This window comes from Kitasatospora sp. NPDC097691 (assembly GCF_040302665.1).
Lineage (GTDB): Bacteria > Actinomycetota > Actinomycetes > Streptomycetales > Streptomycetaceae > Kitasatospora.
The window spans coordinates 25,600-44,267 of the sequence record NZ_JBEORY010000057.1 but is presented as its reverse complement, the minus strand read 5'-3'; the positions used below and the strand labels follow the sequence as shown (position 1 = coordinate 44,267).

At 73.0% G+C, this 18,668-nt stretch carries 11 protein-coding genes and 1 other RNA gene; 2 read left to right on the top strand and 10 right to left on the bottom strand.

Going from position 1 to position 18,668, the window contains the following annotated elements:
* Positions 1-76: 76 nt before the first annotated feature.
* The 5 genes from ssrA to ftsE all read right to left on the bottom strand — a co-directional run bounded on the left by ssrA (position 77) and on the right by ftsE (position 4,017).
* Positions 77-458: a transfer-messenger RNA gene (ssrA, locus tag ABTY56_RS30355) on the bottom strand.
* An 86-nt stretch (positions 459-544) separates the two neighbouring features.
* Positions 545-1,021, bottom strand: a complete 477-nt coding sequence (gene smpB, locus ABTY56_RS30350) for an SsrA-binding protein SmpB (RefSeq protein WP_350632549.1) — start codon at positions 1,019-1,021, stop codon at positions 545-547.
* 64 nt (positions 1,022-1,085) lie between these two features.
* Positions 1,086-2,225 carry a S41 family peptidase gene (locus tag ABTY56_RS30345; protein WP_350632548.1) on the bottom strand — a complete coding sequence of 380 codons (1,140 nt, stop codon included), beginning with the start codon at positions 2,223-2,225 and terminating at the stop codon, positions 1,086-1,088.
* Between the two features lie 111 nt (positions 2,226-2,336).
* Complete coding sequence (gene ftsX, locus ABTY56_RS30340; RefSeq protein WP_350632547.1) at positions 2,337-3,248, bottom strand: permease-like cell division protein FtsX; 912 nt, start codon at positions 3,246-3,248, stop codon at positions 2,337-2,339.
* 79 nt (positions 3,249-3,327) lie between these two features.
* A complete protein-coding gene (gene ftsE, locus ABTY56_RS30335) occupies positions 3,328-4,017 on the bottom strand; it encodes a cell division ATP-binding protein FtsE (RefSeq protein ID WP_030059730.1) in 690 nt (229 codons plus the stop codon).
* A 350-nt stretch (positions 4,018-4,367) separates the two neighbouring features.
* Here ftsE and ABTY56_RS30330 point away from each other — a divergent pair, with 350 nt between their 5' ends.
* Entirely contained in the window at positions 4,368-4,562 is a 195-nt protein-coding gene (locus ABTY56_RS30330; RefSeq protein ID WP_097237691.1) for a hypothetical protein, read from the top strand.
* Positions 4,563-4,713: 151 nt separating this feature from the next.
* On the opposite strand, the gene prfB is transcribed toward ABTY56_RS30330, so the two are convergent.
* The 3 genes from prfB to ABTY56_RS30315 all read right to left on the bottom strand — a co-directional run bounded on the left by prfB (position 4,714) and on the right by ABTY56_RS30315 (position 9,283).
* The gene (gene prfB / locus ABTY56_RS30325) at positions 4,714-5,829 is read right to left on the bottom strand and encodes a peptide chain release factor 2 (RefSeq protein ID WP_350632546.1); all 1,116 of its coding nucleotides are present in this window, start codon (positions 5,827-5,829) and stop codon (positions 4,714-4,716) included.
* A 58-nt stretch (positions 5,830-5,887) separates the two neighbouring features.
* A complete protein-coding gene (locus tag ABTY56_RS30320) occupies positions 5,888-7,141 on the bottom strand; it encodes a serine/threonine-protein kinase (RefSeq protein WP_350632545.1) in 1,254 nt (417 codons plus the stop codon).
* Positions 7,142-7,420: 279 nt separating this feature from the next.
* Positions 7,421-9,283 carry a serine/threonine-protein kinase gene (locus tag ABTY56_RS30315; RefSeq protein ID WP_350632544.1) on the bottom strand — a complete coding sequence of 621 codons (1,863 nt, stop codon included), beginning with the start codon at positions 9,281-9,283 and terminating at the stop codon, positions 7,421-7,423.
* Positions 9,284-9,694: 411 nt separating this feature from the next.
* Between ABTY56_RS30315 and ABTY56_RS30310 the strand changes: the two genes are divergently transcribed.
* Positions 9,695-12,547: an FtsK/SpoIIIE domain-containing protein gene (locus tag ABTY56_RS30310; protein WP_350632543.1), complete on the top strand. Its 2,853-nt coding sequence runs from the start codon at positions 9,695-9,697 to the stop codon at positions 12,545-12,547.
* A gap of 159 nt (positions 12,548-12,706) precedes the next feature.
* On the opposite strand, the gene ABTY56_RS30305 is transcribed toward ABTY56_RS30310, so the two are convergent.
* The gene (locus tag ABTY56_RS30305) at positions 12,707-13,555 is read right to left on the bottom strand and encodes a hypothetical protein (protein ID WP_350632542.1); all 849 of its coding nucleotides are present in this window, start codon (positions 13,553-13,555) and stop codon (positions 12,707-12,709) included.
* A 162-nt stretch (positions 13,556-13,717) separates the two neighbouring features.
* The gene (locus tag ABTY56_RS30300) at positions 13,718-18,664 is read right to left on the bottom strand and encodes an NAD-glutamate dehydrogenase (RefSeq protein WP_350632541.1); all 4,947 of its coding nucleotides are present in this window, start codon (positions 18,662-18,664) and stop codon (positions 13,718-13,720) included.
* Between the last annotated feature and the right edge of the window lie 4 nt (positions 18,665-18,668).

Here is an 18,668-nt window from a genome sequence, read left to right as displayed (position 1 = left end):
GCGCTGCTCCGGAACGTACAAAAGTTGAAGGCCGCCCTCCGCGGAGCGGTGGACGGCCTTCGGTATGAACATGGGGTGGTGGAGATGCCGGGAATCGAACCCGGGTCCAGTGGAGTCAATTCAGGGCTTCTCCGAGCGCAGTCCGCTGTGATTTTCTCGGCCCTGGCGGTCACGCGGACAAGCCGCCAACAGGCCCAGCTGCTGTTTGATTTCCCATCCACCCCCGCAGCCCGGGCGGACGGTTGAGTTCCCTAGATTATGCCAGGGTCCGGGTCGGGAACTCCCCGGTCTGACACCCAAGCGCTATCGGTGCTTATTAGGCAGCGAGAGCGAACTGCTGGGAATCGCGCTTAGAGTTGGCGATTATTTTTTTGCGACACGTGGTTTACGAGATCATTGCCGCGTTCCTCGGCTCGCTTCCCCTGTTTCAACATCCCCTGTCGAAACCGATCATCCCCATGTTTTTTTGAGAAACAGCTCGGACTGTGACCGTCCGTGTTGCTTGCGCCATAGTACGCGAGGCGACGGGCGAGGGTCCAGCGGATTAACCCTGGCGCCGCCGCGCCGCCGCCACCGCACGGGCCGTCTCGCGGGTGTCCTGCTTCTCGCGGAGCGTCTGGCGCTTGTCGTACAGCTTCTTGCCGACGGCGAGCGCGAGCTCCAGCTTGACCCGGCCGTCCTTGAAGTACAGCGAGAGCGGGACCAGGGTGTGGCCCGCGTCGCGGACCTTGGTCTCGATCTTGTGGATCTCCATCCTGTGCAGCAGCAGCTTGCGCTTGCGCCGGGCCGCGTGGTTGGTCCACGTCCCCTGGGTGTACTCGGGGATGAAGACGTTGTCGATCCACGCCTCGTGGTTCTGGATGTAGGCGTAGCCGTCGACCAGGTTGGCCCGCCCCTCGCGCAGCGACTTGACCTCGGTGCCCGTGAGTACGAGGCCGCACTCGTAGGTGTCGAGGATCGTGTACTCGTGTCGCGCCTTCTTGTTCTGCGCGATCAGCTTGTGTCCCGTTTCCTTTGCCATAGCGCGGTCATTCTCGCACTTCGGGGCCGGGTCGGGCAGCTGCTTTAGGCGCGGGTCCCGGCGCTCAGGCCCGGGTGCCGAGCCCCGCGAGGACGCGCAGGGCGAGCGCGTCGGCGTCCTCGCCGGTGGCCGCCGGGACGTCGGGGGTGAGGCCGGTGCCGTCCGGGGAGCGGCCGGCCGGGGTGAAGTAGCGGCCGACGGTCATCTCCAGCACCGCGCCGTCGGCGAGCCGGCTGGGCTGCTGCACGGTGCCCTTGCCGAAGGTCCGCGTGCCCACCACCACGGCGCGGCTGCGGTCCTGCAGGGCGCCGGCGAGCAGTTCGGCGGCGCTCATCGTGCCGCCGTCCACCAGCACCACCAGCGGGGTGCGCTGGTCGCCGCCGCGCGGGGCGGTCAACTCCCTGGTCCCGCCGCGCTCCTGGTACGAGCCGACCGGGCCGCCGTCCAGGAAGATCCCGGCGGTGCCGGCCGCCTCGTCGACCAACCCGCCGGAGTTCCCGCGCAGATCGAGCACCACGCCGGTGTGCGGGGCGCGCAGCGCGGCGCGCACCCGATCGGCCACGCCGCTGGTGAAGGCCCGCACGGTGATCCGCAGGACGCCCTTGTCCAGGTGCTCCGCGGCGACCTGTTGGCTGTCCAGCAGCGCGCGCCGCAGCCGCAGTTCGCGCACGTCGCCCTCGCCGCGCCGGACCTCCAGGGTGACCTCGGAGCCGGCCTTGCGCTCGTCGCCCTGGCCGCGCAGCCGCGCGACCACCTCGGTGACCGGCAGGTGGTCGGCCTGGTCCTGGCCGATCCGCAGCAGCCGGTCGCCGGGCGCGATCCCGGCCGCGGCCGCCGGGCCTTCGGGCGCGACCTGGGAGACCTCGGTGACGCCGTCCTGGCCGCGGCCCACGGAGAGGCCGACGCCCAGGTACCGGCCGTCCAGTCCCTGGCTGAACTCGGCGTACTCCTGCGCGCTGTAGTACGCGCCCCAGCGGTCGCCGTTGGCCCCGAGCAGGTGCTCGGCCTGCTGCTCGGACAGTGCGCTGCCGGCCGGGTCCGCCGGGAGCCCGCCGCCGCCGGCCCGGGCGGCGTCGGCGGAGGGGCGGGGCGGCAGGTCGCTCGGGTCCCCCCAGGCCCCGGTGGCCGCGCCGACCAGCAGGACGGCACCGAACACCAGGCTGAGGGCGGCCACCTGACGTGCCCTGCGCGGAGTTTGCAGCATGGCATCGGAGTGTAGACACCGTGTCGCGCGCGGAGGGCCGGAACGGGGAGCGCGGAACGGCGGCGGCCCCGGACGGCGCAGTGCCGTCCGGGGCCGCCGAGGCGTCCGGGATCAGACCTTGAGGTACTTGCGCAGCGTGAAGAACGCCGCCACACCGGCCATGCCCATACCCACCACGACCAGCAGCGGTATCACCGCGAGCACCGAGCCGAGGCCGATGAAGTGGATGAACTGCACCCGGTCGGCCAGCCAGTTCTGGACGAAGAAGTGCCCGCCGACCAGCAGTCCGGAGGCCATCACCGCGCCGAGCAGCGCGGCGAACGCGGCCTCGGCGATGAACGGCATCTGGACGTAGAAGTTCGAGGCACCGACCAGGCGCATGATGCCGGTCTCGCGCCGCCTGCTGTACGCCGACACCCGGACGGTGTTGACGATCAGCAGCAGGGCCACGAAGAGCATCAGCACCATGATCACGAATGCCGCCGTCTGCAGGCCGTTGAGCAGGCCGAACAGGTTCTCCAGGATCTTCCGCTGGTCCTCGACCGACTTCACGCCCGGCTTGCCGGCGAAGGCGCTCTGGATCACGTCGTACTTGGTCGGGTCGTTGAGCTTGACCCGCCAGGACTGCGGCATGGCGTCCGGGCCCAGGACGGAGATGAGCGGGTTGTCCGGGTTCATCTCCTTCCAGTGCTTGTACGCCTCGGGGGAGCTCTCGTAGGTGGAGGACTGGACCACCGAGGTCATCTTGTCCAGCTGGTCCTTGATGTCCTGGACCTGCTGGTCGGTGGCCGCGCCCTTGTCGCACTGGGGCGCGTTGCGGGCATCCGCCTTGGTGCAGAAGTAGATGCTCACCTCGACCTTGTCGTACCAGTACCCCTTCATGCTGTTCACCTGGTCGCGGACCAGGAGCGAGGAACCGGCGAGAGCGAGGGAGAGCGCGACGCTGACGACGACCGCGATGGTCATCGTCAGGTTGCGTCGGAGACCCACACCGATCTCCGACAGGACGAACTGGGCACGCATGCGGAAACAACTCCAGGGTCGGTACTGCTCTGGGTCTGGCGATTCGGGCCGGCGGCCCTACGGGGTCAGCGCTGGTGGGTCAGTGCTGGTACCCGTAGACGCCGCGGGCCTGGTCGCGGACGAGCAGCCCCTTGTCGAGCTCGATGACGCGCTTGCGCATCTGGTCGACGATCGCCTGGTCGTGGGTGGCCATCAGCACCGTGGTGCCGGTGCGGTTGATGCGGTCGAGCAGCTTCATGATGCCGACCGAGTTCTGCGGGTCGAGGTTGCCGGTGGGCTCGTCCGCGATCAGCAGCATCGGGCGGTTCACGAAGGCACGGGCGATCGCCACGCGCTGCTGCTCACCACCGGACAGCTCGCCGGGCATGCGGTCCTCCTTGCCGCCCAGGCCGACCAGCTCCAGCACCTCGGGCACCACCTTGTTGATGGCGCTCTTGGGCTTGCCGATCACCTCCAGGGCGAAGGCGACGTTCTGCGCGACCGTCTTGTTGGGGAGCAGGCGGAAGTCCTGGAAGACGGTGCCCAGCTGGCGGCGCATGTGCGGCACCTTCCAGTTGGACAGCTTGCCGAGGTCCTTGCCCAGCACGTGCACCGCGCCCGTACTGGGCCGCTCCTCTCGCAGGCACAGGCGCAGGAAGGTGGACTTGCCCGAGCCGGACGAGCCGACCAGGAAGACGAACTCGCCCTTTTCGATCTCCAGCGAGACGTTGTCCAGGGCGGGACGGTTCTGCTTGGGATAGGTCTTGGAGACGTTGTCGAATCTGATCACGGCTGCATCACGGAGGCCATCCTAGGCGGCGCCATTCCTCGGTCGATCCGCCCCGGGGGCCCGGGCCGGGCGCGGGCGAAAGGAGCGCAGACGGCCGCTCCCGGTCTGGGACCATACGCGAATCGGCAACCGGCCCGCAGGGGCAGCCCGTGACAGTACCCGGAATCTGCGGGAGAATGTCCGCTTATGCCCCGAATATTGCGAGGCATCTCACAGCCCGGGAGCCGGAACCGCCGGAACCTGGCAGAGTGGAGGTGGCGACCGTGTCCGGCCGCTCCCCCGTACAGGGCAAGAAATGGAACCAAAGCCCCGTCCGGTGCGTTTGCAGTAAGCAGCGAGGAGGAGATCGCATGACCTGCGACCATCTGGTGTGCGCCAACTGCAACGGCCGCGTCAGCGACGGGCGTTGCCCGGTGTGCCGCGCCAACCGGGCCCGGCTGCAGGAGCAGCAGGGGCCGTTCGCCGCGCTCTCCCCCGCGTTGCTGCTGGCCCTGCTGGCCGGGCTGCTCGCGGTGGCGCTGATCGCCCGGCAGGCGCTGGCCTGAGTCCGCCGACCGACGACGAAGGGCCCCCGACCACTGCGGTCGGGGGCCCTTCGCTCTATGTCCTGCGTTTACTCGGCGCTGGTCTCGCGCTGCTTGCGCCGGCGGATCCCGGCCTCGATGCTGTGCTTGATCTTCATCGAGGCCGGACTCCTCACGCCTCGGTCGACGTCTCGCGCTGCTTGCGCCAGCGGATCCCGGCCTCGATGAAGCCGTCGATGTCGCCGTCCAGCACGGCCTGCGGGTTGCCGGCCTCGTACGCGGTGCGGACGTCCTTGACCATCTGGTACGGGTGCAGGACGTAGGAGCGCATCTGGTTGCCCCAGGAGCTGCCGCTGTCCTTGAGTGCGTCCATCGCCGCCTTCTCCTCCTGGCGGCGCCGCTCCAGCAGCTTGGCCTGGAGGACGTTCATCGCGGACGCCTTGTTCTGGATCTGCGAGCGCTCGTTCTGGCAGGAGACCACGATGCCGGTCGGGATGTGCGTGATGCGCACCGCCGAGTCGGTGGTGTTGACGCCCTGGCCGCCGGGGCCGGAGGCGCGGTAGACGTCCACGCGCAGCTCGCCCTCGTCGATGTCGACGTGGTCGGACTGCTCGACGACCGGGAGCACCTCGACGCCGGCGAAGGAGGTCTGCCGACGGCCCTGGTTGTCGAAGGGGGAGATGCGGACCAGGCGGTGGGTGCCCTGCTCGACCGAGAGGGTGCCGTAGGCGTACGGCGCCTTCACGGTGAAGGTCGCGGACTTGATGCCGGCCTCTTCGGCGTACGAGGTGTCGTACACCTCGGTGGGGTACCCGTGCCGCTCGGCCCAGCGCAGGTACATGCGCATCAGCTGCTCGGCGAAGTCGGCGGCGTCCACGCCACCGGCCTCGGCACGGATGTTGATCAGCGCCTCGCGGGCGTCGTACTCGCCGGACAGAAGGGTGCGGACCTCCAGCTCCTCGACCGCCTTCTGGAGGGCGACGAGCTCGACCTCGGCCTCGGCGCGGGTGTCCGCGTCGTCCTCGGCCTCGGCCAGCTCGAACAGCACGCCCAGGTCGTCGATACGGCTGCGGAGGCCCTCGACCCGGCGCAGTTCGCCCTGGAGGAAGGAGAGCCGGCTGGTCACCTTCTGCGCGTTCGCGACGTCGTCCCACAGGGTGGGGGCGGCTGCCTCCTCCTCCAGGACCGCGATGTCGGCCCGGATCTTGTCCAGGTCGAGGACGGCCTCGATCGACCCCATGGTCGTATCGAGGTTCTTGAGCTCTTCGGAAGGATCGACGGCTGCCACGCCCCCCAGGGTAATGGTTCCGGGGGTGGTCATGACGACACCCCCGTTCCCATCGGGGTCAGGGCGCCCGCGGGGCGGTGCTGTGGACGGCCGGACGGGCCGGGTGGCCGCCGCCCGGCTCGGTGGCCGCGAAGGCCGTCCAGGCCGCGGCGGCACCCGCCAGCAGCAGGACGGTGGCCAGCAGGACGGCCAGCAGCCGTCGGCGGCGCAGCAGGGCCTGGCGGTCCCGGCGGTGGCCCGGCGCGGTGCGCTGGGCGCGGGACTCGGCGGCGTACGCGGCCAGCTCCTCGGCGGACGGGCGGCGCAGGCTGGTGTGGGTGTCCCGGGTGGAGTCCGGGGCGACGCCGGGGACCAGCGGGACGGCCGGGCCGCGGCGGCGCTTGTGCAGGCCCGGGCCGGCGTCGACCTCGGCGTAGACCGCCTCGCCGGGGGTCAGCTGCTCCTCGGCCGGGGCGCGGCCCTGGGTGGGCACGGCGAGCACCGGCAGGCCCGCCAGCGAGGGCAGCTGCTCGCGCAGCCGGACGGCCAGCTCGGCGGCCCGCAGCCGGGAGGCCGGGGCCTTGGCCAGGCACTCGGAGATGATCCGCCACAGCCCGTCCGGCAGGCCGGGGATCGGCGGCACCTGCTCGGTGACGTGCCGGCGCAGCACCGCGCCGGTGTGGCCGCCGCCGAACGGGGTGGAGCCGGCCAGCAGCTCGTACAGCACGGTGGCGAGGGCGTAGATGTCGACGGCGGCGCGCGGCTCCAGGCCCTCGATGATCTCGGGGGCGAGGTAGTCGGGGGTGCCGATGATCCGGGTGGCGCGGGTGCGGCGCGGGGCGTCGACCAGGCGGGCCACGCCGAAGTCGGTCAGCTTGGCGCGCGGGGCGCCGCCGGGGCCGGGGGCGGCGGCGAGGTCGAGCAGGACGTTCTCCGGCTTGACGTCGCGGTGGACGATCCCGGCCGCGTGCGCGGCGGCCAGGCCGTCGGCGACGTCGGCGATGATCGAGGCGGCGGTCTGCGGGGGCAGCGCGCTGTCCCGCTCCAGCCGGGAGCGCAGGTCGGTGCCCTGGACCAGCTCCATCACCAGGGCGAGGTCGCTGCCGTCCACGACCATGTCGCGCACGCCGACCACCCGGGGGTGGTCGAGGCTGGTCAGCGCGGTGCGCTCCTGGACGAAGCGGCCGACCAGCACCTGGTCGGAGGCGAGGTCCTCGCGCAGCAGCTTGACCGCCACCGGGCCGTCGGGCCCCTCACCGAGCCAGACCGTCCCGGCCGAACCCCGGCCGATCACCTGGTGGACGGTGTACCGGCTGCCGATCTTGCGTGCCAATGCTGCTCCGTGGGCGGCGGGAGCGCTCCGGGGGTCCGGTTCGCTCGGTGGGGCGGGACAACAGCGACCAACCTACGCGCCCGGAGGCCCCGCGGGGGCCGCCTGAGGGGCCCGGAGCGGGAGTCTCGGGCGGGAAATCTCGTGAATTGTCGACAAAGCGTCAATCTTGCCGCCCGGCACCGGTTCGGAGTCCCGATCAGCCCGCTCCGCCGGCCGAACCGGGCCGAACCGGGCCGATCCGGGCCTGCCGGAGCGGGCCGGCCCGGGGCCGCGGCGGCGCTACTTGCCGAAGACCCCGTTCACCCAGTCCCGCGCCGAGTCGAACCAGCCCACGACGTTGTCCCAGTAGTGCGGCAGCGGCGTGAAGTTCCACAGCGCCAGCGCGGCCACGGCCAGCACCAGCAGCACCATCAGGCAGCCCTTGAGGCAGCCGAGCCCCGGGATGTACATCCGGTTGCGGCTGCGCGGGCGCCGCTCGCGGGCCGGCGCGGGCTCGCGGCGGGCGGGCTCGCGCGGCGGCTCCTCGCGGCGCGGCGGGGCCTCCCGGTACTGCGGCGCGGGCGGCTCGGCCCGGCGCGCCGCCGGGGCGGGCGCGGGCGGCGGGTAGCCGCCCTGCGGCTGGCCGTACCCGGCCGGGGCCTGCCGGTAGCCGCCGGGCGGCTGCGGCTGCTGCTGCCGACCCGGGCGTCCGCCCTGGGGCGCCTGGCCGGCCTGGCCCCCTTGGCGGGCCTGGTAGGGCGGCGGGGCCACCGGCGGGCGCTGCGCGTAGCCGGGCGGCGGCGGGGCCTGCCGGTAGCCGGCCGGCGGCTGCCCCTGCGGCGGACGGCCCGGCGCCCGGCCGGGCTGCCCCCCGTGTCCGGCCTGGTAGGGCGGCGGGGCGACCTGCGGCTCGCCGTACTCCTCGTAGTCCTCCGGGCCGAAGTAGCCGACCTCGGTCTGCTGGTTGCGGTCCCGCGCCGCGCGCAGCTGGGTCTGCCACGGGTGCGGCGCCTCCTCCTGCGGCCCCGGGGGCGCGGTGGGCGGGGGCGGCGGCACGGCGACGGGCGGCATCACCCGGGTGCGGTCGGGGGCGCCGTACGGGGGCGCGGGCGGCGGCTGGGTGCCCATCACCCGGGTCGCCGCGGCCGGGTCGTGGTGCGGGGCGTCGGGCGCGCTCGGCGGCAGCACCCGGGTCCGGTCCTCGGTGCCGGCCGGCCCCGCCGGGACGGCGCCGGGGACGACGGTGGGCTGCGGGTCGGGCTGCAGCAGGGCGGCGACGGCCAGCGCCTCGTCCACCGCTGCCGGCGAGGCGTGCACGCCGACCCCGGCGGCGACCACCCGCAGGGCGCGGGCCAGCGAGGTGGCGCCGGGCCGCTGGGCCGGATCCTTGCGCAGGCAGCGCTCGATCACCGTCCAGAGCGGCTCGGGCATGGTGCTGGGCCGCTGCGGCTCCTGCGCCAGGTGGGCCTGGAGGACCGCGAGCGCGCTGTCGCCCTGGAACGGCTGGCGGCCGGTGACCAGCTCGTACAGCATGATCCCGGCGCCGTACACGTCCACCGCGGAGGTCTGCGGGCGGCCTTCGGCGGACTCCGGCGCGACGTACGCGGGGGTGCCGACGAACTCGTGGGTGCGGGTGACGCCCGGGGAGTCGGCGAGGCGGGCGATGCCGAAGTCGGTGAGCAGCGGGTGCATCCGCTCCACACCGTCCACCACGGTGGAGGCGAGCAGCACGTTGGCCGGCTTGAGGTCGCGGTGGACGATCCCGTCCGCGTGGCTGGCTGCCAGCGCGTCCGCCACCTGGGCCATCAGCAGGGCGCCCGCGATCGGGCTGAACGGGCCGTTGGCGCGCAGGTAGCGGGCCAGGTCGGGGCCCTCCACCAGGTCCATCACCAGGGCCAGCAGCTCGCCCTCGACGACCAGGTCGCGGACCCGGACGATGTTGGGGTGGGTCAGCCGCAGCAGCAGCGAGCGCTCGCGCAGGAAGCGCATCACGACGTCGGGGTCGGCCGCCAGCTCCTCGCGCAGCACCTTGATCGCCACCCGCTGCCCGGGCTCGCTGCCCGGCACCTGGACGTCCTCGCGCACCACGCCGCGCCAGACGGTTCCGGTCGCGCCCCGTCCGAGGGTCTCATCCAGCAGATATTTGCTGCCGACTGGCCGCACCTGTCGCACTCCTCGCCGTGCCGCCCGCGCGGGGCGCTCCTCCGCCGGTGCGGTGAGCCTGCCGGGCCCGTGTCTGCGGCCACTCTAACGGTGTCCGTTCGGGTTTTCGGGGTGACCGGCAGGCCATCCGAGCAGGGTTGGGGGACATCCCCTAGGGGAGTGCCCGGAGCCGGTCGGCGGGCCTGCCCGGGGGCCGCGAGGGGGGTGGTTGACCTGACTCACCGTCGCCTCCACCATGGCGATGATCGCAAGATCGTCAAATCCGGTACCGTGCGCGGACCGTCCGTGCCGGATGGCAGGATGGACACTCGCCACTCGTGTGGCCCAATGGGGTCGCCGCGGCCGCCCGGTGCGTCCGCGACGGCGCCGGGGTACCAGGCTTCACACCAGCAGAAGGGACCCGCGGGCGAGATGCAGATCCGGCTGACCGTCCTCCGACCGCGCAGCGGCCCGACCGCCGCCGGCTCCGCCATCCCCTACGTGGACGTGCTGGTCACCGCTCCCGTCGGCACCGCGCTCGGCGCCATCGCGGGCGCCCTCGCCGGCGCGGTCGGCGTGCGCGGGCCGCGGGCCGCCACCCATGTGCACCTGTACGCCGGGGCGCACCGGGTGGACGAGCACACCCTGCTCGGCCACCCCCCGCTGCTCGACGGAGCCGTCCTCAGCCTCAACGAGCCCGACCCGACCGCCGACGGCGCCGACGACACCCCCGCCGCCGCCGAACTGCGCGTCGTCGGCGGACCGGACGCCGGCGGCGTGCACCGGCTGCACGGCCGCGAGATCCGGATCGGCCGTTCCGGTGAGGCCGACGTCCCGCTCGACGACCCGGACGTCTCCCGGCTGCACCTCGCGCTGCACCTCACCGACGACGGCCGGGTCTCCGTCCGCGACCTCGGCTCCACCAACGGCACCACCCTGGACGGCCGGCTCGTCCCGCCCGGCCCGTCCGAGGCCGCCGTCCCGCTGGAACCCGGCGCCCTCCTGCGGATCGGCGAGTCGACCCTCCAGGTGACCGCCCCCGACCCGGCCGACGCCGCCGGGGCCGTCCGCGCCGCCCTGCCCGACGGCCACGGCCACCTCCAGCTCGCCGCGCCGGGCCCCGTCCGGCCCACCCCGCCGGTGGCCGAGCCGCCCGCCGCCCCCGAACCCGCCCCCGGCCGCGGCCGCGGCCTGTTCTCGCTGCTGCCCGGCCGTGCCGCAGAACCGCCCGGCCAGGAGAGCGCCGAACGCCACCACGCCGCCGTACGACTGCGCCAGACCGCCGCCCAGCGCGAGCGCTGGCCCGACCTCGCCGCCCTGCTGCTCAGCGCCGTCGGCCCCGGCCCCCGGCTGTGGGAGCGCGGCCCCGGCCACCCCGACGCGCTCACCCTGCGCCTGGGCACCGCCGACCGACCCGGCGGCCCCGGCACCACGCCCGGCACCCTGTTGCCCGCCGTCCCGGTCACCCTCGACCTGCAGACCGCCGGCAGCCTCGGCCTCTGCGGCCCGCGCGAACGCCTGGACGCGCTCACCCGCGCCGTCGTCGCCCAGCTCGCCGCACTGCACCCGCCCACCGGCCTGAGCCTGGTCGTCGTCGACGCCGACCCGACCCGCGCCCCCGAGGAGCGCGCCGACACCTGGGCCTGGGCCCTGTGGCTGCCCCACCTGCGCCCGGCCGACGGCCAGGACTGCCGCCTGCTGCTCGGCCTCGACGACGATCAGGCCACCGCCCGGCTGACCGAGCTCACCGCCCGGCTCAGCGGCCCCAGCGGCCTCGGCGGCCACCCCGCCACCGTGGTCGTGGTGGACGGCCGCCCGGCCACCGAGACCGCCCGGCACGCGCTCGACCTGCTGCTGCGCCAGGGCCCGGCGGTCGGCATCTTCCCGATCTGCCTCGCCGAGCAGCCCGAGCTGCTCCCCCGGGGCCTCGGCGCCACCGCCCTGATCACCGGCGAGGTCGGCACCCAGCTCTCGCTCGACCGCCCCGTCGCCCGAGGCCGCGAGACCCTGCACGAGGTCTCGCTGGACGCCGTCTCCGACGCCTGGGCCGAACGGCTGGCCCGCGTCCTCGCCCCGTTGCGCGAGGCCGCCCCGGCCGCCCGCGGCCCGCTGCCCGACGCGCTGCGCCTGCTCGACCTGCTGCAGCTCGACACCGTCACCCCGGCCAAGCTGTCCGCCCGCTGGGCCGCGCACGCGGGCGGCATCGGCGCCGCCACCGCACTGCTCGGCACCACCCGGGACGAGCTGTGCACGCTCGACCTGGCCGACCCCGAGCTCGCCCTCCCCTCCCCCGACCCCGGCGGCCCGCACCTGCTGATCGGCGGCGCCCGCGGCTCCGGCAAGACCGAGCTGCTGCGCACCCTGATCGCCTCGCTCGCCGTCTCCGAGCGCCCCGAGCGGCTGACCGTCACGATCGTCGAGGGCCGGGCCACCGAGGACGGCCTGGACGGCTGCACCGAGCTGCCGCACGTCACCGGGCTGGTGAACGCCGCCGCCGACCCGCGCGCCGCACTCCTCGCCGCCGAGACGCTGGAGGACGAACTCGCCCTGCGGGAGCGGCTGTTCGACGGGCTGGACTTCGCGTCCTGGCACGCCGCACGGATCCTGGACGCACAGCACGGCCTGGACGAGCAGCCGGCGGCCGCGGACCACCCGCAGGTGCCGGTGCCCGCCACCGTCGGAGCCGCGGCCGCCCCCGCGCCCCGGATCATCGCGCCGCGCAGCGCGGACGGCCCCCGGCCCGGCACCCCCGCGACGCCCGCCCCCGCGACACCCGTCCCCGCCCGCCTGGTCGTCGTCGTGGACGACTACGACGCCCTGCTCTCCCCCACCTCCCCGGCCGGCCGCCCGCTCGCCCGCGCGCTCGCCGACATCGCCCGCCGCGGCGGCCCGCTCGGCGTCCACCTCGCCGTCGCCACCGGCCGCCCGGAGGAGAGCGCCGGCACCGAGGTGGACGAGGCCGCCCTGCTGCGGATCGCGCTGCGCACCGACGACCCGGCCGACTCCGACCTGCTGATCCACCTCGGCGACGCGGCAGCGCTCCCCGAGGACACCCCCGGCCGCGGCTACCTGCGGCTGCCGGACGGCGGCGTCACCGCCTTCCAGACCGCCCGGATCAGCGGCCGCATCCCGCGCACCGCCACCCTGCGCCCGACGGTGGTCGCCATAGACCCGCTCCAGCTCGGCGCCCCGCCCGCCCGCCGCCCGGTCCGCGAACTCGGCAACGGCCCCACCGACCTCGCCCTCCTGGCCAGCGCCCTCCAACGCGCCGCCGCCCAGCGCTGATCCCGGCGGCCCGCTCCGCACCAACGGCCGCTGACGGACCCGCCGCAGGCGTCCCCACGGGCGAACCGTCGGGCCCGCCCCCCGGCCGAACGACGGAGGGCCCCGACGAACCGGGTGGTTCGTCGGGGCCCTCCGCGGCCGGTCAGCCGGTCGGCCCGGTCAGACGCACTTCAGGTCGCGGTTCACCACGGCCATCCCCGCGACCTTGCCGCCGTCCATGGTGAACTCGTACTGCCAGCCCTGCTGGCCCTCCACCGGGAACACGTACTTCCCGCTCTTGGCGAGCTGGAGGCCCTTGGCGCCGTACGCCGCCTGCAGGGCCTCCAGGGTGGTGCCGGCGCCGACGCCCTCGGCCGTCTTCGCCTCCGCCGGGGCGACCAGCTCGCGCAGGCCCGCCGCGGCGAAGGAGACCCGACCGGTGGCCAGGTACGCCTTCTCCTTGGTCTCCCGGGCGACCATCATGTCGACGATGGACTGCGTCGCGTCCGCCATCAGCTTGGCGGTGGCGGCCGAGTCCTTGGCCGCGGCGGCCGAACCGGCGGCGGCCGCCGCCGCGTCCTTCGCGGAGGCGTTCGGCGGCAGGGTGCCCCCGGGGGCGGGCGTCTTGCCGGCAGCCGCGTCGGCCTTGGCGTTGAGGTCCTTGTAGCGGGCCTCGGTGGCCGCCTCGGCGGTCATCCGGGCCTGGTCGGGCACCGGGCCGCCCTTGTAGACGAAGTCCGTGCAGCCGTCGAGCAGCGAGACCGGCGCGGCCTCCAGTGCCCCGGTGGCCAGACCCGCGTCCTTCGCCATGCCCGGCTTCAGGCCGCGGTAGCCGGCCGCCGCGAAGGCCTCCGGCCCCTTGGGCGAGGGCGCCGCCGAGGACGCGCCCGGCTGGGCCGTCGCCGCGGTGTCGGCCTTGGCCGTGTCCTTCTTCTTGTCGTCGGACGAGCAGGCCGCCGCTCCGGCGACCAGCAGCGCCACCGAGATGCCCACACCCACCGCGCGGACCGAGGCTCGGTTGTTCCCCATGTTCTTTACCCCCACTTGGTCGATCGGGGATCACCGTAGCGAAGGGCCGCGCATGATCCACAATCGGTTTCCGGAGTCACGGGGGCCCGCGCGAGCGGCAGGGGTCCGGGTACGCGGAAGGGCCCGCGTCCGTGGACGCGGGCCCTTCCGTGCGGCTGTCCGTCAGCGCATCGAACCGGTGCGCAGCAGGGTGCGGATGACGCGCATCGCGACCGAGAGGCTGGACAGCTCGTAGTTGTCCGAACCCCTTATGTCGTCGAGGGTGCTCTTGGCCCGGTTGAGCAGCGTGGCGTTGAGCTCGGCCCAGGCCGTGTAGCGCTCCTCCGGGGTGGCACCCTCGGGGCCGCAGGCCAGGATGTCGGCGGTCAGCGCCGCGTGCGCCGCGAAGAGGTCCTCGCGGATCGCGGCCCGGGCCATCGACGACCAGCGGTCGGTGCGGGGCAGCTCGATGATGCGGTCGAGCAGGTGCGAGATCTGCAGCCGGTCGCCCAGGTCGTAGTAGAGCTCGGCGACGTCGGCGACGTCCTTGCCGGAGCGGTCCGCGACCTCGGTGATGTCCAGGGTCGGGAAGACCGAGGAGAGGCCGGCGATCCGGGTGGCCAGCTCCTCCGGCACACCGGCCGCGGCGAGCTCGTCGTACACGGACTCGAACCAGGCGAGGTCCTCGCCGCGCAGCGGCTTGGGCAGCGAGCCCCAGACCTGGTTGACCCGGTCGTGGAAGAACTCGATGGTGCCGGCGATGTCGAGCGGCTGGCGGCGGTTGTTGAGCATCCACCGGGTGGCGCGCTCGACCAGGCGGCGCGAGTGCAGACGCATCTTGGTCTGCCCCCGGGCCGGGACCTGGTTGTCCAGGCCCTCGATCTCGCCCCAGATCGTCTCCAGGCCGAAGACGGCCCGCGCGGCGGTGTGCGTCCGGGCGATCTCCTCGTAGGTCGCGCCGGTCTCCTCCTTCAGACGGAAGGCGAAGGTGCAGCCACCGCGGTTGATCGTGTCGTTGACGATCAGCGTGGTGATGATCTCGCGGCGCAGCGCGTGGCTGTCGATCGCGTCGGCGAACCGGGCCCGCAGGGCGCTGGGGAAGTACTCGTGCAGCGCGGCGCGGAAGTACGGATCGTCGGGCAGGTCGGTGGCCAGCAGCTCGTCGGCCAGGATGATCTTGGTGTAGGCGAGCAGCACGGACATCTCGGGCTGGGAGAGCCCGCGGCCGTTCTGCTGGCGGTCACGGATCTGGCGCTCGGTGGGCAGGAACTCCAGCCCCCGGTCGAGGCGGCCGGCCGCCTCGAAGCGGTTGATCATCCGGGCGTGGACGTTGACCATGCTGTGCGCCTGGGCGACGGCGTTGGCCAGCACCACGTTCTGCGCGTAGTTGTTGCGCAGCACCAGGTGGCCGACCTCGTCGGTCATCTCGGCCAGCAGGGCGTTGCGCTGCTTGACCGTCATGTCGCCCTCGGCGACGACCTGGTTGAGCAGGATCTTGATGTTGACCTCGTGGTCCGAGGTGTCCACACCGGCCGAGTTGTCGATCGCGTCGGTGTTGATCCAGCCGCCGGTGCCCTCCGGGCCGCCGGTGGCCGCGTACTCGATGCGGCCGAGCTGGGTGCAACCGAGGTTGCCGCCCTCGCCGATGACCCGGGCCCGGACCTGCTCGCCGTTGACCCGGATGGCGTCGTTGGACTTGTCGCCGACCTCGGCGTTGGTCTCGGCGGAGGACTTGATGTAGGTGCCGATGCCGCCGTTCCAGAACAGGTCGACCGGCGCCTGCAGGATCGCCTTCATCAGCTCGGCCGGGGTGAGCTTGCTCGTCTCGACGCCGAGCGCGGCGCGGACCTGCGGGGTCAGCTGGATGGCCTTCGCGGACCGCGGGAAGACCCCGCCGCCGGCCGAGATCAGCGACTTGTCGTAGTCGTCCCAGGAGCTGCGCGGCAGGTCGAACAGACGGCGGCGCTCGGCGTACGAGGCGGCCGCGTCCGGGTTCGGGTCCAGGAAGATGTGACGGTGGTCGAAGGCGGCGACCAGGCGGATGTGCTCGCTGAGCAGCATGCCGTTGCCGAAGACGTCGCCGGACATGTCGCCGATGCCGATGACGGTGAAGTCCTCGGTCTGGGTGTCGACGCCGAGCTCGCGGAAGTTGCGCTTGACCGACTCCCAGGCGCCGCGGGCGGTGATGCCCATGCCCTTGTGGTCGTAGCCGGCCGAACCGCCGGAGGCGAACGCGTCGCCCAGCCAGAAGCCGTACGACTCGGCGACGCCGTTGGCGATGTCGGAGAAGGTCGCGGTGCCCTTGTCGGCGGCGACGACCAGGTAGGTGTCGTCCTCGTCGTGGCGGACCACGTCGGCCGGGTGCACGACCTCGCCGCCGACCAGGTTGTCGGTGATGTCGAGCAGCGCCGAGATGAAGGTCTTGTACGAGGAGACGCCCTCGGCCAGCCACGCGTCGCGGTCCACCGACGGGTCCGGCAGCTGCTTGGCGACGAAGCCGCCCTTGGCGCCGACCGGCACGATGACGGTGTTCTTGACCATCTGCGCCTTGACCAGGCCCAGGATCTCGGTGCGGAAGTCCTCGCGCCGGTCGGACCAGCGCAGACCGCCGCGGGCGACCTTGCCGAAGCGCAGGTGCACGCCCTCGACCTGCGGCGAGTAGACCCAGATCTCGAACGCCGGGCGCGGGGCCGGCAGGTCCGGGACGGCCTTCGGGTCGAACTTCATCGACACGTAGGTGTGCCAGTCGCCGTCGGCGGCGTGCTGGAAGAAGTTGGTCCGCAGGGTGGCCTTGATGAGGTTCAGGAAGGAGCGCAGGATGCGGTCCTCGTCCAGCGAGACGACCTCGTCGAGGGCGCCGGACAGCTCCTCCAGGATGCCCTCGGTCAGCTCCAGGGCGCCCGAACGGTGGCTCGGGCTCAGCCGGGCCTCGAACAGGTTGACCAGCAGGCGGGTGGTGTGGGTGTTGTTGCGGAGCGCGTCCTCCATGTAGTCCTGGGAGAACGTGGAGCCCGCCTGGCGCAGGTACTTGGCGTACGCGCGCAGCATCATCGCCTGCCGCCAGGTCAGCCCGGCGGTGAGGACCAGCTCGTTGAAGCCGTCGTTCTCGGCCTTGCCGGTCCAGGTGGCCGCGAAGGTCTCCTGGAAGCGCTCGCGGGCCTCGTCGCTGAGCCCGGTGCCCTCGCTCAGCTTCAGGCCGAAGTCGTAGACCCACGCGGTGGTGCCGTCGGAGCGGCGCAGCGCGTACGGGTGCTCGTCGAGCACCTCGACGCCCAGGCGCTGGAGCACCGGCAGGACCTCGGTGAGCGAGATCGGACCGCCGACCCGGTAGATCTTGAAGCGGCGCTCGTCGTCGCCGGCGCCGACCGGCTGGTACAGGTTCAGGCGGAAGTCGCCCGCACCGTGCAGCGACTCGATCTGCTTGATGTCGGCGACGGCGGTGCGCGGCGGGAAGTCGGCGCGGTAGCCGTCGGGGAAGGCGTTGGCGTACTTGTGGCCGAGCTCGGCGGCCTTCTCCTCGCCCAGGTCGAGGTGCAGCTGGTCGTGGAAGCCGTCCATCCAGAACCGGGCGGCCTCGGCCAGGCGGTTCTCGATCCGCTCGATGTCGGAGTCGGAGAGGTGCGGCAGCTCGGTGCCCGGGGCGACCCGGACCACGAAGTGCAGGCGGGTCAGCACCGACTCGGTGGCGTACACCGTGTAGTCGATGGTGGCGCCGTTCAGCTCCTCCTTGAGGATGTCGGTGAGCAGCAGCCGGATCCGCGTGGTGTAGCGGTCGCGCGGCAGGTAGATGAAGGCGGAGAAGTAGCGCCCGTACTCGTCCTGGCGCAGGAAGAGGCGCAGCTTGCGGCGCTCCTGCAGGTACAGCACGCTCGTGGCGATCGAGAGCAGCTCGGAGGCCGGGGTCTGGAAGATCTCGTCCCGCGGGAAGGTCTCCATGATCTGCAGCAGGTCGCGGCCGTCGTGGCTCTCGCTGGAGAAGCCGGATTCGTCCAGGACGGCCTGGACCTTGCGGCGCACGACCGGGATGCGGGTGACCGACTCGGTGTAGGCGGCGGAGGAGAACAGGCCGAGGAAGCGGCGCTCGCCGATCGGCTCGCCGGCGGCGTTGAACTTCTTCACCCCGACGTAGTCGAGGTAGGCCGGGCGGTGCACGGTGGCGCGGCTGTTGGCCTTGGTCAGGACGAGCAGCTTCTTCTCGTGGGCCTTGGCGCGCACCGGCGCGGAGAGCCGGCCGAAGGCCTCGCTGACCGAGTGGTGGCGGTCGTCGTGGCTGTGCGGGTCGGCGCGCAGGATGCCCAGGCCCGTCCCGGCGACGGCCTTGAGGACCTCTTCGCCCTCGTGCTCGACCAGGTCGTACTCGCGGTAGCCGAGGAAGGTGAAGTGGTCGTCGGCGAGCCAGCGCATCAGCTCCCAGGCCTCGCCGACCTCCTGCTCGGGCAGGCCGGCCGGGGGCTCCTCGGCGAGCTCGTCGGCCAGGCGCAGCGCGCTCTCGCGCATCTTGCCCCAGTCCTCGACGACCTCGCGGACGTCGCCGAGCACGCGGCGCAGGTCGCCCTCGATGGTGCGCAGGTCGTCGCGGTCGGTCTCGCGGTCGATCTCGATGTGCATCCACGACTCGACGGTCGCGTCGGCCGGCCACTCGGTGCCGGCGGCCTGGCTGCGGGAGCAGGCGTCGACGTCCAGGATCTCCAGCAGCTTGCCGGTGATGTCACGGCGGACGACCAGCTGGGGGTGGATCACGATGTGGATCGCGCGGTCCTGGCGGGACAGCTCGTTGGTGACGGAGTCGACCAGGAACGGCATGTCGTCGGTGACCACCTCGACCACCGTGTGGCCGCAGGACCAGCCGTTCTCCTCGACCGAGGGGGTGTGGACCCGCACCTCGGCGGTGCCCTGCGGGCGCTTGAGGCCCAGGCGGTAGTGGGAGGCGGCCGCGCCGTAGACGTCGACCTTGTCGCGGTCGACCAGGTCCTCGGGCGCGGTGTGGAGGTAGTAGTGGTGCAGGTACGCGGTCAGAGCGCCGTTGCTCAGACCCTCTCCCGGCGCCGCTCCCCCCACCTGGCTGTTCTCAGCGGCTGCGGCTGCCTTCTTGAGCAGTTCGGCCTTGGCTGCGTCCAGCTTGGTCTGCATGACT

Excerpts from the sequence above, each read along its gene's own strand:
- ABTY56_RS30300 (WP_350632541.1), bottom strand. The coding sequence starts at position 18,664 with ATGCAGACCAAGCTGGACGCAGCCAAGGCCGAACTGCTCAAGAAGGCA.
- ABTY56_RS30310 (WP_350632543.1), top strand. The coding sequence starts at position 9,695 with ATGCAGATCCGGCTGACCGTCCTCCGACCGCGCAGCGGCCCGACCGCC.
- smpB (WP_350632549.1), bottom strand. The coding sequence starts at position 1,021 with ATGGCAAAGGAAACGGGACACAAGCTGATCGCGCAGAACAAGAAGGCG.
- ABTY56_RS30345 (WP_350632548.1), bottom strand. The coding sequence starts at position 2,225 with ATGCTGCAAACTCCGCGCAGGGCACGTCAGGTGGCCGCCCTCAGCCTG.
- ABTY56_RS30305 (WP_350632542.1), bottom strand. The coding sequence starts at position 13,555 with ATGGGGAACAACCGAGCCTCGGTCCGCGCGGTGGGTGTGGGCATCTCG.
- ftsX (WP_350632547.1), bottom strand. The coding sequence starts at position 3,248 with ATGCGTGCCCAGTTCGTCCTGTCGGAGATCGGTGTGGGTCTCCGACGC.
- ABTY56_RS30330 (WP_097237691.1), top strand. The coding sequence starts at position 4,368 with ATGACCTGCGACCATCTGGTGTGCGCCAACTGCAACGGCCGCGTCAGC.